This is a genomic window from Rhodopirellula sp. J20-39 (genome assembly GCF_057365095.1).
In genome coordinates, this window is record NZ_CP195123.1 from 144,398 (window position 1) to 160,000 (window position 15,603).

A 15,603-nucleotide genomic window follows, 5' to 3' on the forward strand; every position below is an offset into this window, starting at 1 on the left:
CGCCCCACAGAGAACCCACCATGCGTGCCCCGCTATCGACTCAACAAATACACCCTCAACAACGCACCGGATCAGTGACCGTTTTGTTGGTGGTTCTATTGCCTGTGCTGCTTATCCTTTCGTCTTACGCAATCAATATTGCGTACATCGAAGCGGTTAACGCTGACGTTCAGATCGCAACCGACGTCGCAGTCCAGGCTGCCGGTCGAGCCTATATGGAAACCGGTGATGAAGCAGCCGCCTTGGCCGCCGCGAAAGACGCTGCAAGTCGCAACCCGGTGTCGGGAGTAACCATCCCAATCACGGCATCCGATCTTGATTTTGGAATTAGCCAACGCAAATCAATCAACGAAGGATACAAGTTCAAACAAGTCGCCGACGGAGAACCAGGCAACGCGGTACGGCTAACTACCCGTTCGCTCAACGAATCGGCAGCCAACCTGATTCAACCCATTTTTCCCACGATGGGAATCAATATCGAGATCCGCCCAAACGCCTGTGCCATTAGCACACGCAGCACGATGGATGTCGCCTTGGTGATTGACCGTAGCGGATCCATGGCGTTTTCGTCCGATGAGATCGCCGATCCGTACGCTAGCCCGGCGGCTGCACCGCCTGGATGGGATTATGGCGACCCCGTCCCGCCCAACTCACGTTGGCTCGACTTAGTTGCTTCGGTTCAAAGCTTTAACCAGTACCTCAACGATTCTCCTCAAATCGAACAGCTTTCACTGTCAACCTATTCGCACGTGACCTCAACCGAACAGAAGCTGACCTACGACTACTCCAACGTCATTGACGGCTTGAACACCATCTCGACTTACTTTGATGGTGGCGGCACCGCAATCGGCCAAGGCATGAAAGAGGGACTGGGTGCGTTGAACGATAATTCAGTTGCTCGCCCCTACGCAGTCAAAGTCATGATCCTGTTGAGCGACGGAATCCACAACTATGGCTCGTCGCCCGAATCGGCAGTGGACAAGCTGCAAAACAGCGGCGCTACCTTGTTCGCGATCACCTTCAGTAATGAAGCCGACCAAAACCGGATGCGGAATCTTGCTGAAAGTTGTGGCGGTGCCCACTTCCATGCCGTTGACGCAGCACAGTTGACACAAGCATTTCAAGACATTGCTAAACGCCTTCCATCTTTGATGACACTCTAATGCGTACTCGATCAAACCCCATCCTATCGAAATTGTTGTGTCGTCCGCGGCAGGGCGCAGCGGCCGTCGAAATGGCCGTCGTCTCATCGGTTTTGTTCGTCGTCTTGATTGGCGGAATCGAAATGTCACGAGTTGGCATGTTAAGACACTCCGCCGATTACGCCGCATACATCGGTGCTCGGGTGGGTATCATTTCGGGTGCTACGACCGCTGACGTCGAAGAACGTGTTGGCGCACACCTCGACAAGATTGGTGTGAAGAATGCGACTGTAACCGTGACGCCATCCACCATCACTGAAGCGACAACACAAGTTGAGGTTTCCGTTTCGATTCCCGTTTCGGGCAATAGCTGGATCACCCCCAAACATTTCCTGGGATCCTTGGTAGGGCAAAGCACCCTGCTAACCGAGCGTTCGGCCCTAGTGATGAGCCAAACCATTCCTACTCCGCCGCCACCACCGCAACCTGAACCAGAACCCACGCCGGAGCCGGAACCGACGCCAGAACCCGAGCCTGAACCGGAGCCAACGCCCTCCCCTGAGCCGGAACCTGAACCCGAGCCAACTCCACAGCCTGAGCCGGAACCGGAACCCGAACCGTCGCCTCCTCCGCCACCAATGATCTAGTGGTGAAGTTAACTGGGCGCCTCATTAGCGAGGTGTCTCGTTGACCGGAAGCCTAATCAACCGAACGCCTGGTTGACGGGATGCTTGGTTGACTAGATGCCGCAAAGCCACCGGATAAACTCGGTGGAAAACGTTCGAGGTTATCAAGAACCGCCAAACATGCTGACCGCAGCGTCAATCTCCGCTGGGGTCAATGCATTCGCTTGGCGTGTTTTAGGATCGACGCAAAAGCGACTTAAGATCGGAGCGTCCAAACTAGCCAAACCTCGGTGCTTGGTCTTCCAGTACGACGTCATGCCCCGCTTCTTCAGCACGGATTCAACGGCTTCCGCATGCTCGGGACTGGATGCCACGACGCAGTTCTGTTCGTTCGGCTCGGACTTTGAGAACCGATATACGAACATCGGTGGGCAGACCAAAAACACTCGCCCCGAAGTGACCAGCCCAGGTGCGAATTTCTTAAAAAACCCCATCATCAACACGCCGCAATGAATCCCATCGGCGTCGGGATCCATCAACAAGACGATGCGGTCATAAACACACCGCTTCGAATCTCGGATTACATCGGGCCACGACGATTCCGAATGATCGCCGATCGAAGCTGGATCCATGAGAGCCTCCGCCACACGGGTCATCACCAGATTAGCGGCCACCGTTTTCTTACTTGCACGATTGACGTTCATCGGCTTGCCTTGCAACGCCAGCACAGCCTGACACGACGTATCGCGAACCTGGCTGACGGACTTCGCGGCACTATCGCCTTCGACAAAGAAGCATTCCTTCAGCCCACTCCCGCTCATATCGCACGGATAGTGGACCGGTGCTTTTCGATACTGGTTCATACAGTACCGATCTTAGATATCTTCAATCGCTGCGATTAGATCCCGCATGGATTGAAAACGTTTTTCAGGTCGCTTCTGCAGCGCTTTCGCGACAATATCATCAACGGCTTTAGGGATGTCGTATTGAGGCGACCGTTCACTCGGCAATTGTATTTCTCGGTGACGGATGTTCTCAAACGTCTCGTCAATCGTTTTGCCACGGAACGGTTCACGAATCGCCATCACCTCATACAGCACAACGCCAACACTGAACACGTCGGAACGCTCATCAATGGTTCGATTGCCGACAATCTGCTCCGGCGACATGTAAAGCGGTGTCCCAGGACGTTGACCACCACCGGTCAACGTTTGAAGCTGAGTGGATTCAATTTCAGGCCGCACGGGAAGCGAACTTTCTCGGATAGGTTCGTTGTCATCCGTGTGCCCCCAAACTTTGGCTACGCCCCAATCCAAAAGGATGACTTCACCAAAGTTACCAACCCAAATGTTCTCTGGTTTAACGTCGCGGTGAATCACACCTCGCGCGTGTGCATACGCCAACGCTTGGCAAGCGTCGACCACAATACTCAAGCGACGGCTGATCGGAAAATCCTCAATCGCCTGTTCATCTCCCCGAGCAATCCGCTTCAGGATCTCAAAGAGATTCTCTCCTGAGATTCGCTTCATGATGAAGTACACACCTTCCAAATCGTCTTCGCCAATGTCGTAGACGGGAACTGTGTTGGGGTGCTGCAACTGGGCTGTTACGCGTGCTTCCCGCAGAAACCGACGTCGTTCACGACGATCGTATTTCATCTCTGGAAGCAACTTCTTAATCGCCACACTTCGACCGGTGACCGGATCAAAAGCGGACTGTAGCACGCCTGTTCCACCGCGTGCCATCTCACGCGGACTGGTGTACCGCTTCAGCCCCGGAGGAACCGATTTCGGCAAGTCGGGGTCGGTCCCCGAAAGAATGATGGTGGGTTCACTGCTCATGTCTGGATTGTATCGTCTTTCCTAGCGGTCGTGCGAGTGGAGAAAACGCCTTAAGCGGGCGAGTGTTACAATGCAATTCAATTCCCCCCTACGAGTTCAATCACCAAGATCGCCCATGAATTCCCCACCTTCAAACGACGAAAATCTCGAACTCAACGAGAATTTGGAAGTTGTCGCACAACGTTCAACCGAAATCGCCGCAACTGTCCTGGTGAATGTACTCGCCGACGCCGGAATTCGTGCCGTGGCTGTAGGCGGGTTCACCGCCGGTTTTCGAGCCGAAGCCCCCGGTTGGGTTCAAGTGAAAACGTTCGAGCGTGATTCCGAACGAGCACGTCAAATCATCTCTGAACTTAAACAAGTCGACTCATCGGAAACTGAAAACGACGCCGACTGAGTTATCAACGGCATCCTGTCGCCACCATGCTTCCGTCATTCGCTCGATCGATTGGCTCCCGAGAACCGAGGAATGGAAGGACGTCCGTTCCCCGCCCGTGATTCGCCTACAACCTTCTGCTGCAACTCACTTATGACAGCCCCATTGAGTCGGTCAAGCAATTGCTGGACGGCAAGATGCACTTCGGTTCGTTGAGCGATCACAAAGAAATGTTTTCCGTGCACCGTTTGGAGCGCAGTCGTGCCGGTCCCACCCAATGCTTCCCAACTATCGGGGTAAACGGTTTCTTGGATCGTTTTGACTAACTGAAGTTGCTGATCAGAAAGCGATCGAGACGCTTGCGGTGCGTCGAATGGTTCAAAGGTATCATCCACCAACGGCGAAATATCATAGACACGAATACAGAGATCAGAGTTCGCCCTTTCAACTGTTTGAACAAGCACAATTCCGCCACGAATCGTGAAGGTAAGATCGATATCCCGAAGGACCATCGACATCTGCGCCAACAGCGGCAAGTCTCCATAGCGAGACAGCATTACAGGCACATCCTCGGTCAGACCGATCTCCTCAAGCGAAACACGATCAATCGCCACCGGCACAAAATCACTCCACTTATCAACCAATTGATTCAGCGCGATGTCAGAATTCCCAGCGGGTTTCGATGCTAACTTCGAGCTTCGCAATTTGCTCAGTATTTGTTGTTCTTGCTCAACCGTCATCAATGGATCGGCACTCCAAGCTTGAATCGGCTGGCCGGGTTGACTTGAGTGTTTCGGTAACGCCTCTGTGACCGGGATTTCAGCCGACACAACCGACGGTATTACGAAGAATCCCGCCAAAACGGCCAGACGCACACAGGACGGCAGCACTAATGTCAAAACAGTCGCACGCATCATACGAACTCACATTGGTGGGGATTGAGAGGACACCTAAGGATACAGGTTCTATACTGGTCCGTGGACAGAAAAACGTTCCAACTCCTACATGCTGGGTATCAACATGACACGTACCGCATTCCCTGACGTGATGCCCCGAGCTTTCCAATACCACCCTTACCGTCTTCAGCTTTACATTGGGTTGCTGGCAACAGCGATTCTCGCAAACGCATCTTTAGCGGAAGCGCCCTTGAGTCGAACCGATGAATCCGCCTCTGCCAAAACGAACGCGGGGGCTAAGAAAGCGGAGCTGAAACTTAAACAGGTTTCGCTTTATTCATCCGGGAAAGGAGCTTTCGCATACAGCGGCGAGGTTTCGGGTGAAAGTGTTTTTTCGCTTCCGATACGGGAAGAAGAGAAGAGCGATGTCATTCGAACCTCGTTGATTTTGGACCCCGCGCGTCAATCACACGTTCGACTGCCTGCCGCCCGTGATCCCGTTCATCCGCGAGCACCGCGGATCGACGCATCAACAATGGGTGACCTCTTAATGTCTTGGCGTGGTCAGCCCGTGACATTGATGCTTCGTCCTGGAACACTTGCCGATCATCATTCGCTCGTCGGCAGACTGACCGCTGTTGAAATGAGACCCGAGATTGTGGGCGACCAATCCATCGATCGTGAAGTGGTCACGATCCTGACAGATACAGGATTACGAATGATTCCTTTGCAAAACATCATTCAGATCGCCCCACAGAACAACGAAGCTCGCCAGCGGCTAATCGAAACCCTTGACCGAATTGCCCATCCTCACCACCCCGAAACCACGGAAGCTGAATTCGTTTTCGGAAAGTCAAAAACACGCCAAGTGCATCTACGGGTGTTAAGGGAAGTCCCGATCTGGAAAGCAACTTACCTCACGGATTTAAAAGCCATTCGACTGCGTGCAGCGGTTGAGAACACTACGTCCAACGATTGGGAAAACATCACACTTAACTTGGGGTCGGGCAATCCGATGGTCTTCGAAATAGACATGGCCTCCATCGTGCGTGCGGATCGAACTCGGCTACGCCGTCCACAACCTGTTGCCGGAGTTGTGACGGGCCTCGAAGAATCAGACACACACTGGCCTCACCATGCCGCCTTAGCAGGTGGATTCGGATTGCCCAGCGATACGACGCACAACGGTCCGTTTGGCGGCGGTGGAGGAGGAGGTATGGGCGGTGCCTTTTTCGGCGACGCGATGGGTGGTGGAATGGGCGGTTTCGGATTCGGTTTTGGTGGTGCCGTTGCGCCTGGTGATTTCGATCATAAACCTAAAAAGCCCAAACGTCGTGCCATGCCGGACCTCGACGTCACTCAACTTTCTTCGGACATGCGATCCAACGCTACCGACTCCGGTGCAGCAGGTGCAGCGATCTTCATCAACTTCGAATCCGTTAGCATCCCATCAGGCCAAGCCGTCCTGCTGGATACCACTCTGACGGAAATGGAAATTGAATTGGTGACCGTCTTTCAGGCTGGCGAATCCGACGCCCGCCCGATGCTAGCGATGCAAATTGAAAGCAAACTCCCCTACCGGACTCCCGCGGGCCCTATCTCGGTATTCACCGAAGACACCGGCTTCGTTGGTGAAGCGATCTTGCCCATGCTAGCGCCCAACTCCCAACAACTGGTGCCGTTCGCCATCGATGAAGGCGTTCGAATCAGTTCGGTCCCGCCAGAGGCAAAAAGCTTCATCAGCCACATTCATGTAGAACCAGCATCAAGGCGAATCACGGCAACAAAACGACAGACACGAACCTACGTTTACCGCATCGACAATCGAGATATCAAACAACGATTGGTCTTCATTGAACATCCCAAGCCGACTTCTCCACTGAAGGTTATCCTCCCAGAGTTTCCGCTGGTGGACAAAGCGGAAGAAACGAAAGTCCCTGTGAAAGATTCCAAGGGTCGATCGGACAAGTTTTCAGAGACTCAAAACAACATTCGAGTGGCGAAAGAGATCGCTGCGGGTGAATCAGCCACCATCGAAGTGAATGAGGAAGCTGAAATTAAAGAAGTTCAGAACTATATGGAAGTTACCATTGCCAAGCTTGATGCGTGGTTACGCGAATCGGATCTCGATGATGACGTGATCGATCATTTGCAGGAACTCAAACGAAACAAAATGGAGATCCAAGCATTGGTTCGCTTGTCTACTGAACTCAACGACGAACGGACTCGCTTGACCACCGAAATCCAACGGGTCAGCGGTCAGCTTCGAAATGAAAAGGGGATCGCGTTACCCAACGCATTGCGGGAACGCTACCAAACCCGCCTTATCGAGCTTGAAGATCAGCGTGACGAAGCCACATCGAAACGCCAATCAGCTCAAAACAAGCTATTCGAATTGTCCGCGCACTTGGAAGGCGTCGGCGAGTAAGCATCGACCAGATGCTTTTGTCATTAACTATTTTCATCGTCCAACTTGGCTGAATCAACAGAAGACGATTCATTCGCGGACTATCACCTCGCCGATTGATTTCCATGATCCGTCTCTATTCTCGCCACTTTCTGGCAATCGTTTGCTTGGTAACTTTGCTTGTAAACGCAACCTCGCGTGCGAACAAAGCTTACGGCCAAATCGCTTTGGAGTTGCCCGTTAAATCAACCATCACAAAGACTGCTCCGATGAGCGGTGTGGTGCTATGGAGCGATAGTCCCCACGTCGCAACTGATGCGGTAACTTTGGAATTTCGCTATTGCGGCTATGACGAAGTCGTTCAGCCAGATGGCACCTATGACTTCACCTTCATTGACCAACTCTTGGATCAAATTGCCGCTCGAAACCATCAAGCCGTCCTTCGATTTTACTTTGTCTATCCAGGTAAACCGACAACGGTCCCGCAATCCATTCGATCGCTTCCGAACTACCAGGAGACCGTAGCTCTCAGCGAAGGCAAAACGACGTCCTTTTGTGATTGGAGTCACGAAGGCCTTAAAAACTTCACACTGGAATTCTATCGACGGTTCGCAAAACAGTATGACCGCGATAGACGAATTGCATACCTGCAGACCGGGTTTGGGTTATGGGCTGAGTACCACATCTACAGTGGTCCTCGATTGCTCAGCAAAACATTCCCTGACAAGGAGTTCCAGACTGAATTCTTCAAGCACATGGAAGCTTCTTTTGATGTGCTTCCTTGGTCTGTCAGTGTGGATACGGTCGATCCCCAATACTCGCCGCTGAAAAAGAATCCTGACCTATTAGAAATCGACTTTGGTGTCTTCGACGATTCGTTCCTATGCGAGGAACATCCGAAGTACAACGAAGCGAACTGGAAATCGATGGGTATCGATCGATGGAAACAGACGCCGGGCGGAGGGGAGTTCAGCTACTACACTCATCGAGACCAAAAGCTTGCTTTGTCACCCGACGGGCCGCACGGTGAATCATTCGAAACCGCAGCCAAGCGATTTCACATCACTTATATGATCGGTAACGACCAACCGAAGTATCAGTCGCTCGATCGGATCCAAGCGGCGGGAATGGCGATCGGATACCGCTTTCGAATCATCCGTGCTCAGGCAATTCTCAAACATCCCGACAGCCAGACCGCTGAAATTGTGATCACCGCCACCAACGATGGCGTGGCCCCAATCTACCGTGATGCGTATTTCGCCGTCGGCGGTGTGCGAGCGAATGAGTCCTTGGTGGGCTTGCTGCCTGGACAAGATCGCGTTTTCACGATCGAATCCGTACCCCGACGGATGATGAACTCCATCACGATTCAAAGCGATTGGATTCTTCCCTCGCAAACAATCCCCTTCGAGGGCGTCCGTTCCGAAACGTCGTGAAGCTCTGACTGACTTGACCACCAACTTATGACAGCGTCCAAACCGAAACTGGCGATCACCATGGGCGATGCGGCCGGCGTCGGTCCCGAACTCGCTATCCGCGTATGGCAAGAGCCGCAGGTACAAGCCCAGTGCATCCCGATTCTTCTGGGGGACGCAGGCGTCTACCAACGGGTTGCCAAACAGCTTGGAATTTCGTCGCCGCCCGTTCGATCCTTCGATGATCTCAACGATCGGGCGATTCTGGGCAATGGCGTGATCGTGGATTGCGGTAAGCTCGACGCCGACCAAATTTCGCCTGGAAGTTTCACTCAGCAAACCGGATTGGCTTCCTACCAAACCGTTTGCGAAGCGATTGACGCAACGATTCGCAACCAAGTTGATGCGATTGTCACTGGCCCGATCCAAAAGGAAGCCTGGTCGCTGGCCAACATTCCATTTCCCGGCCATACCGAACTCTTGGCCCACCGATCAAGCGAACAACTGGGCAAGACCACTCCGGCGGATGTGCGGATGATGCTCGCCAGCAACACGATCGCATGCGTCTTGGAAACCATCCATGTACCGCTGGCCGATGTTCCCAAACTACTCAATACCGAATCGCTTTCCAGAACGATCCGGCTCGCAGGCGAAACATTGCAACGGCGGCTCAACCGGCGCGGCAGTGATCGGCCACCGCGAATCGGTGTTTGCGGATTGAATCCGCATGCGGGCGAGCATGGTTTGTTCAGCTATCACGAAGAGGAACGGATTGTCATCCCCGCCATCGAATCGGCGCAAGCGGATGGCTGGGAAGTGATCGGTCCATTGCCGCCGGATACCGCCTTTACGCCAGCAATGCGAAAGAGAATCGATGTTTACGTCTGTCTCTATCACGATCAGGGACTGATTCCGCTGAAGGCTTTGTCATTCGACGACGCTGTGAACGTGACGCTCGGACTTCCGATCGTCCGCACCAGTGTGGATCACGGAACGGCGATGGACTTGGCCTGGAAAGGCACTGCTTCGAGCACCAGTCTTTTAGCGGCAATTCAGTTGGCAGCCGAACTGGTGAGTAAGCCATGACAGCCCGCCCCTTGCATCAAATTACCGACTCCTCCGAATCGCCAGTGCCGGATCAGTGGTGGCATCATCCGGGCATTGTCTGGCTGGCAACGATTTCTCTGTTTTTTGTCTACGCCGGTGATGCTCCGCCCGGTGTCAACGAAGCTCACTATCTGGTCAAAGCCAAGAACTTCTGGGATCCCAGTTGGTGCCACGAAGACCTATTTGTCCGATCGGGAAAAGCACACGCTTTTTTCTATTGGGTCTTTGGCTGGCCGACGCAATACATGTCGTTGACGGCGACCGCTTGGTTGGGTCGCTTGGTAGGCTGGGCCATGATTGCTTGGGGGTTGGTGCGGTTAACTCAAAGCTTGCAAATCCCGCGTGCCTACACCCTGGTGATTGCCGCTGTTTGGCTGGCCGGTATTCACCATGGAAACCTTGCCGGCGAATGGGTGATCGGTGGAATCGAAGCGAAAGTTCCCGCGTACGGTTTGGTCCTAATGGGAATCGCGGAACTGGTACAGCGACGTTGGAACCGAGTATGGCTCTACTTTGGAACGGCTTCCGCGTTCCATGTTTTGACGGGGGGTTGGTCCGTCGTCGCAGGGACGATTGCGTTTGTCATTATAGAGAGAACGTCGTTTGGCCAGTCTTCATCCAAAGCCAAGTTTTTCACGCCTGCGTTGTTCGCCGGCGGAGCGATCTCGCTGTTGGGATTGATTCCGGCGCTGGCGATGTCATCAGGCGTTAGCTCCGCCGAGTCCATTTCGGCTGCCAAGATCTATGCTTACTTTCGCATCTCGCATCACCTGTTGCCATCGGCGTTCCATTTCGATTGGTATGTCCGCCACGCAGTATTAACGCTGACGACCGCCGCCCTTTTGTTTGCGTTACTTAACAATCGCCAACCTGGAAAATCGATTCCCGTTGGTGCGGTAGCGGCTTTCGCTTGTGGCGTCTTCGTGATTGCAGCCGTCGGACTAATCGTTGGAATTTTGCCCGCGATCTCACCCGATTGGGGTGCGAGACTTCTGCGTTTCTATTGGTTTCGGCTTGCCGACGCGGTCACTCCGCTAGGCCTCGCCTGCGCGGTCGCCTGCTGGCTTCACTCTGGACGCAAATACTCGTCACACAACAGGCGATTCAATCCAGTCTGGATTTCACGTGGTATCGCTGCCCTTGCCGTGATCTTGGTGGGACTGACGACATGGGAAAACGTTTCGGGCGGTGTCCCAATTTCGCTCAGCAATCGGCTGCTCGGCCTTCACTCCAACGCCGACTATGCCGAACAGCGGCGAACGGCATCTGACTGGATCAAGGTTTGCCGATTCGTGCGGGCCAACACCGGCGAAGACGCGGTCTTGTTGACGCCTCGGCATCAACAAACTTTCAAATGGTACGCGCATCGAGCCGAAGTCGTGAACTGGAAGGACATTCCACAAGATGCGCCAAGCTTACGCGAATGGGCTCGTCGATTCGTCGAAATTTTCCCGACGGAATTGTCGACCATGCGAGTCACCATTCGCTACGACAAGCTGAGACATTTTCGAAAACGATATGGCGTCGAATGGATGGTCGTGGACCGCCGAGTCGTCGGACCACACCTTCCGCTGGTTCAGGTCTACCCGCTCGATGACGAACACAACCACACCTACGCGGTCTACCGATTGCCATCCATGAAAGAATAGCCCCGAAGATAGCTGTGGAGTTCAGTTTCTCACCCACTCCCCACAAATTTAACATTCGTCGTTTCGCCCGGCGCGTGTGACGTCGAAGACTGGACTTCAACTTATCCTTGAGTCTGCCACTTGGCTGCCATCAGTGTATTGTGCAGCAGCATCGCAATGGTCAGCGGACCAACGCCCCCCGGAACTGGGGTAATTGCGGAAGCTACCGTTTCAGCCTCATCAAAAGCGACATCGCCGACCAAACGATCTTCCACTCGGTTGATTCCAACATCGATGACCACCGCGCCCTCACGAATCATGTCGCCGCGGATCATCTCCGGGCGTCCCACCGCTGCGATCAAAATATCCGCCGATCGACACACTTCGGCAAGATTTTTCGTTCGACTATGAGCCAGTGTCACCGTCGCGTTGGCGGTCTGAGGTCCACAAGTGCTGTCTTTTTGTGCCAGCATCATCGCCATCGGCTTGCCGACGATATCACTGCGTCCAACGACCACGACATGTTTCCCGCTGGTCTCGATATCGCATCGATGCAGTAGCTGAATGATGCCATGCGGGGTACAGGGTAAAAATCGAGCTCGCCCCTGCATCAACAAACCGACATTGACCGGCGAAAACGCATCCACATCCTTCGCCGGATCGACGGCGTCCAAAACGGCTCGCTCATCCAATCCCGCACCGCCCTGGTCTTTGGTCGGCAGCGGTAATTGAACCAGGATGCCACTCACGGACGGATCTGCGTTCAGCTCCGCGATTCTACCAAGGAGCTTTTCCTGGGTCGTGTCCACTGGCATTCGGTCGAGCAAGCTTTCGATCCCCGCCTTTTCGCAGGCCCGTTCCTTGTTGCGAACATAAACCTGACTGGCCGGATCATCCCCCACCAGCACCGCAGCTAATTTTGGAGGTGCATTTCCGGCCGCCACAAATTGACCGACTTGTTCAGTGATTTCCGCACGAATCTGCAAAGCAATCGCTTTACCATCCAATCGTCTGGCGGTCATAGGGTGTCCTTGGTGAGAAAAGAAACTGGGTCGATCGCTTCGACATAGTGAAAATACCGCTTAATCGGTATAACTAACCAACGATCTGTCAATACGCGGTCGCCCGAGGCATAGCTGCCAGGGTTCAACCGCACGCAAATACACAGGATTTTTCACTCGATGTCTACCGACGCTCCCGATTCGACCAACGCCAACCTTGGTGCCGGCGAAGCTAAGAACCCTGCCGGCGAAAACAAGCCGAAAGAAATCAAGCTCAGCGCTGTCGAAAAAATCAAGCAAGCCAGCGACTTCTTGATGGGCACGATCGATGACGAGCTGGTGGATCCCGTCGATCACTTCAATAACGACAATCTACAGTTGTTGAAGTTTCATGGAACCTACCAGCAAGACGATCGTGACCGACGAGCCGAATTGAAAAAGACCGGCGGCGGAAAAGCTTACTCGATGATGCTTCGCTGCCGAATTCCCGGCGGCCGAATCACGCCTGAGCAATTGGTTGCTCATTTAGATATCTGCGACGAATTGGGGAACTCCACCCTCAAGATCACCACGCGTCAAACGCTTCAATTGCACGGTATTCTGAAAGAGAATCTCCGCGAATCGATCAATCGCATCAACAAGATTGGCCTTTCTACCCTGGCTGCTTGCGGTGACGTTAACCGAAACGTGATGTGCTGCCCCGCCAAGCGAGTGGGTCCCGTCCATGCACAAATGCAGCAATTCACCGACGATTTGGTTGTTGCCTTGGCTCCTCAAACCACGGCTTACCACGAATTGTGGCTAACCGACCCCGAAACGGGAGAGAAATCTTTGGTCGGTGGTGGTGAACCCGAATCGGCCAGCAAATCGCCAATCGAAGAACCGTTGTACGGGCCAACCTACTTGCCTCGGAAATTCAAGTGCGGCATTGCCCTGCCTGAAGACAACTGTATCGATATCTACACCCAAGATTTGGGTTTCATCGCCGTTGTTCGAGACGAAAAGATCATCGGTTACAACGTGATCGTTGGCGGCGGCATGGGCCGTACCCCAAGTGCCAAGAAAACTTTCCCAGCACTCGCCGTGCGAATGGCATTCGTCACTCCGGAACAAGCAATCGATGTTGCGAAAGCGGTTGTGATCGTCCAACGGGACAATGGAAATCGCAGTGACCGAAAAGTCGCTCGGCTGAAGTACCTGATTGCCGATTGGGGAATCGAAAAATTCCGCGCAGAAGTCGAAAAGGTCTTCGGTGAAAAACTCGCCGATTGCACCGAAGACGACGTCCATGGGTTCGATGATCACATGGGCTGGCAAGAACAAGGCGACGGAAAATGGTCGTATGGACTGAATGTCGAGAACGGCCGGTTGATGGATACCGAAAAAACTCAGTTCAAGGCTGCGTTCCGCAAGATTTGCGATGTTTTTGGCCGGGAAATGCGATTCACGGGGCACCAAAGCATCATTTTCTGTGACATTGAGGAGAGCGAAAAAGATCAACTGATCGCGATCATCAAAGAACACGGCATTCCCACAACTGAGCAAACCAGCACGGCACGGCGATGGTCGATGACCTGCGTGGCACTCCCCACATGCGGACTGGCGATTACCGAAAGCGAACGACGTTTGCCGAGCATCATCGATGCAATTGAAGAACCACTCGCCAAGTTGGGTCTATCCAATGAACGGTTCACCATCCGAATGACCGGGTGCCCCAACGGATGTGCCCGACCTTACAACGCCGACCTAGCTTTGGTCGGTCGAGCAGTGGGCAAATACACCATGTTCGTAGGTGGCGGATGGCTCGGGAACCGAATGGCATACATCTACAAAGACCAAGTCAAAGACGAGGTTGTTGTAGATGAAATGATCGGAATTTTCGCCGCTTTCAAAGCTCACCGTGAAGACTCTGAAAGCCTGGGTGCTTTCTGTACTCGCGTGGGCGAAGAAAAACTGGTCGAACTCGCCGCATCTGCACCACGTCCTTAGATAGCAGTTTCAGGCGAATCTTCACCTGTCGGCGTCACAATCAAACTCGGGCTTCAACGCCCGAGTTTTTCTTTGCGCAGATGGAAACTCTACAGTATCAACCCATCACCAACCGTGAACTAACGAACGACCAGCCAGTTGGTCATTTGACGTAACGCAAGCGACACAATGGATGGACACGCGTTCCACAACATATTGCGTTTTCAAGTCACGGTGCACCGACTCATGACCGTGCGACTATCCAATATGCGGAGCCACATGGAGATGCGATGACCGCTTATGAAGCGAGAGCTATTCAGCTCATCCGAACATTAACGATCTCGATGCCCTCAAGCATCTTCCGTTCGGATTCGCGGACCCGCACGTTGTAAAGATGCAGCTTCTTCAGGTTCGGCATTTCTGAAAGTGCTTTTAGCATTACTTTCATCACCTCCGAATTACGGTAAAGACTGTCCTTATCGAGCTTGTCATCCGGCCATCCTAACCACAACTCGGAAACATTCTTTAGCTGCTTAAACGACTGAAGCTCGGCATATTCCAGCGGATTATTAGCGATCTTCAGGGTCCGCAGATTGGGCATATTCTGAATCGCCGCCAGATTTTCTACGCGGCAATGCGAGACATCAAGGTACTCCAGCTCGGGAAAGTTTCGTGCCACAACCCGAAGAACGGTTCCATCCATCAGTCCCCGGCCAACCGAGTTCACTCCGATGGGTGCGAAATCAACTTCTTTGACATGGGAAAATGTGCCCCCGCAAAAAATTGCCTTTTGAAGATCCTCTCGGTCGTCAATCGCATAAAACCCAAGTCGCCGCACGACAGGAACTCCATCTTGCGAAACCCCACCAGGCTGACGAATAATTTCGCCACCCAAATGAATGAAGTGATCCATCGAATCGACCACCAATTGTCGATTCAACATCTCTTCCTGTTTGGTGATTGCCGTTGATGAAGCGGCCCACCCCCCAAACAAGGCGCCTGCGAAGCAAGCCACAATCATCTGGATCCACGCCGGCCAGGAAGCAATTGAGAACTTTCCAGGCACAAACTTTGCCGGAATCTTAGCCATAACAAACCCACCACTATCTAGTAAAACAAAGCGAAAAATCGAGGCGTGCATCAAACTGAGGACGCTCGTGACTCCCTAATCTACACAACAATAGGATGCGTTCTAC

13 protein-coding genes are annotated in these 15,603 nt (G+C 53.2%); 8 read left to right on the plus strand and 5 right to left on the minus strand.

Annotated features, from left to right (window positions below):
• Positions 1–20 precede the first annotated feature (20 nt).
• The gene (locus ACR3ZL_RS00460; RefSeq protein WP_473649836.1) at positions 21–1,163 is read left to right on the plus strand and encodes a vWA domain-containing protein; all 1,143 of its coding nucleotides are present in this window, start codon (positions 21–23) and stop codon (positions 1,161–1,163) included.
• Positions 1,163–1,789, plus strand: coding sequence for a TadE/TadG family type IV pilus assembly protein (locus tag ACR3ZL_RS00465; RefSeq protein ID WP_473649835.1), 627 nt, complete (start codon positions 1,163–1,165; stop codon positions 1,787–1,789). Before ACR3ZL_RS00460 ends, ACR3ZL_RS00465 begins: the two co-directional genes overlap by 1 nt.
• A 143-nt stretch (positions 1,790–1,932) precedes the next feature.
• Here the strand turns inward: ACR3ZL_RS00465 and ACR3ZL_RS00470 are convergent, their stop codons facing one another.
• A complete protein-coding gene (locus tag ACR3ZL_RS00470; RefSeq protein WP_473649834.1) occupies positions 1,933–2,631 on the minus strand; it encodes a toprim domain-containing protein in 699 nt (232 codons plus the stop codon).
• Between the two features lie 12 nt (positions 2,632–2,643).
• Entirely contained in the window at positions 2,644–3,609 is a 966-nt protein-coding gene (locus ACR3ZL_RS00475) for a serine/threonine protein kinase (protein WP_473649833.1), read from the minus strand.
• 115 nt (positions 3,610–3,724) lie between these two features.
• Between ACR3ZL_RS00475 and ACR3ZL_RS00480 the strand changes: the two genes are divergently transcribed.
• Positions 3,725–4,006 carry a putative signal transducing protein gene (locus tag ACR3ZL_RS00480; protein ID WP_473649832.1) on the plus strand — a complete coding sequence of 94 codons (282 nt, stop codon included), beginning with the start codon at positions 3,725–3,727 and terminating at the stop codon, positions 4,004–4,006.
• Positions 4,007–4,041: 35 nt separating this feature from the next.
• Here the strand turns inward: ACR3ZL_RS00480 and ACR3ZL_RS00485 are convergent, their stop codons facing one another.
• Positions 4,042–4,902: a hypothetical protein gene (locus ACR3ZL_RS00485; protein ID WP_473649831.1), complete on the minus strand. Its 861-nt coding sequence runs from the start codon at positions 4,900–4,902 to the stop codon at positions 4,042–4,044.
• A 103-nt stretch (positions 4,903–5,005) separates the two neighbouring features.
• Here ACR3ZL_RS00485 and ACR3ZL_RS00490 point away from each other — a divergent pair, with 103 nt between their 5' ends.
• From ACR3ZL_RS00490 to ACR3ZL_RS00505, 4 genes are all read left to right on the plus strand, one after another.
• Positions 5,006–7,309 carry a hypothetical protein gene (locus ACR3ZL_RS00490; protein WP_486173133.1) on the plus strand — a complete coding sequence of 768 codons (2,304 nt, stop codon included), beginning with the start codon at positions 5,006–5,008 and terminating at the stop codon, positions 7,307–7,309.
• Positions 7,310–7,413: 104 nt separating this feature from the next.
• On the plus strand, positions 7,414–8,724 hold the full coding sequence (locus ACR3ZL_RS00495; protein WP_473649828.1) for a DUF4832 domain-containing protein: 1,311 nt from the start codon (positions 7,414–7,416) through the stop codon (positions 8,722–8,724).
• 27 nt (positions 8,725–8,751) lie between these two features.
• Positions 8,752–9,789 carry a 4-hydroxythreonine-4-phosphate dehydrogenase PdxA gene (gene pdxA / locus ACR3ZL_RS00500; RefSeq protein ID WP_473649827.1) on the plus strand — a complete coding sequence of 346 codons (1,038 nt, stop codon included), beginning with the start codon at positions 8,752–8,754 and terminating at the stop codon, positions 9,787–9,789.
• A complete protein-coding gene (locus ACR3ZL_RS00505) occupies positions 9,786–11,459 on the plus strand; it encodes a DUF6798 domain-containing protein (protein WP_473649826.1) in 1,674 nt (557 codons plus the stop codon). Before pdxA ends, ACR3ZL_RS00505 begins: the two co-directional genes overlap by 4 nt.
• A 101-nt stretch (positions 11,460–11,560) precedes the next feature.
• Here ACR3ZL_RS00505 and folD read toward each other — a convergent pair whose 3' ends face one another.
• Entirely contained in the window at positions 11,561–12,460 is a 900-nt protein-coding gene (folD, locus tag ACR3ZL_RS00510) for a bifunctional methylenetetrahydrofolate dehydrogenase/methenyltetrahydrofolate cyclohydrolase FolD (protein WP_473649825.1), read from the minus strand.
• A gap of 159 nt (positions 12,461–12,619) precedes the next feature.
• Here folD and ACR3ZL_RS00515 point away from each other — a divergent pair, with 159 nt between their 5' ends.
• A complete protein-coding gene (locus ACR3ZL_RS00515; protein ID WP_473649824.1) occupies positions 12,620–14,428 on the plus strand; it encodes an NADPH-dependent assimilatory sulfite reductase hemoprotein subunit in 1,809 nt (602 codons plus the stop codon).
• A gap of 295 nt (positions 14,429–14,723) precedes the next feature.
• On the opposite strand, the gene ACR3ZL_RS00520 is transcribed toward ACR3ZL_RS00515, so the two are convergent.
• Positions 14,724–15,497, minus strand: a complete 774-nt coding sequence (locus ACR3ZL_RS00520) for a leucine-rich repeat domain-containing protein (RefSeq protein WP_473649823.1) — start codon at positions 15,495–15,497, stop codon at positions 14,724–14,726.
• Positions 15,498–15,603: the final 106 nt, after the last annotated feature.

What these genes read in the sequence shown, in the direction of transcription:
- folD (WP_473649825.1), bottom strand. Translation starts at nt 12,460, where the DNA reads ATGACCGCCAGACGATTGGATGGTAAAGCGATTGCTTTGCAGATTCGT.
- ACR3ZL_RS00480 (WP_473649832.1), top strand. Translation starts at nt 3,725, where the DNA reads ATGAATTCCCCACCTTCAAACGACGAAAATCTCGAACTCAACGAGAAT.
- pdxA (WP_473649827.1), top strand. Translation starts at nt 8,752, where the DNA reads ATGACAGCGTCCAAACCGAAACTGGCGATCACCATGGGCGATGCGGCC.
- ACR3ZL_RS00505 (WP_473649826.1), top strand. Translation starts at nt 9,786, where the DNA reads ATGACAGCCCGCCCCTTGCATCAAATTACCGACTCCTCCGAATCGCCA.
- ACR3ZL_RS00465 (WP_473649835.1), top strand. Translation starts at nt 1,163, where the DNA reads ATGCGTACTCGATCAAACCCCATCCTATCGAAATTGTTGTGTCGTCCG.
- ACR3ZL_RS00475 (WP_473649833.1), bottom strand. Translation starts at nt 3,609, where the DNA reads ATGAGCAGTGAACCCACCATCATTCTTTCGGGGACCGACCCCGACTTG.
- ACR3ZL_RS00495 (WP_473649828.1), top strand. Translation starts at nt 7,414, where the DNA reads ATGATCCGTCTCTATTCTCGCCACTTTCTGGCAATCGTTTGCTTGGTA.
- ACR3ZL_RS00470 (WP_473649834.1), bottom strand. Translation starts at nt 2,631, where the DNA reads ATGAACCAGTATCGAAAAGCACCGGTCCACTATCCGTGCGATATGAGC.
- ACR3ZL_RS00460 (WP_473649836.1), top strand. Translation starts at nt 21, where the DNA reads ATGCGTGCCCCGCTATCGACTCAACAAATACACCCTCAACAACGCACC.
- ACR3ZL_RS00515 (WP_473649824.1), top strand. Translation starts at nt 12,620, where the DNA reads ATGTCTACCGACGCTCCCGATTCGACCAACGCCAACCTTGGTGCCGGC.
- ACR3ZL_RS00490 (WP_486173133.1), top strand. Translation starts at nt 5,006, where the DNA reads ATGACACGTACCGCATTCCCTGACGTGATGCCCCGAGCTTTCCAATAC.
- ACR3ZL_RS00520 (WP_473649823.1), bottom strand. Translation starts at nt 15,497, where the DNA reads ATGGCTAAGATTCCGGCAAAGTTTGTGCCTGGAAAGTTCTCAATTGCT.
- ACR3ZL_RS00485 (WP_473649831.1), bottom strand. Translation starts at nt 4,902, where the DNA reads ATGATGCGTGCGACTGTTTTGACATTAGTGCTGCCGTCCTGTGTGCGT.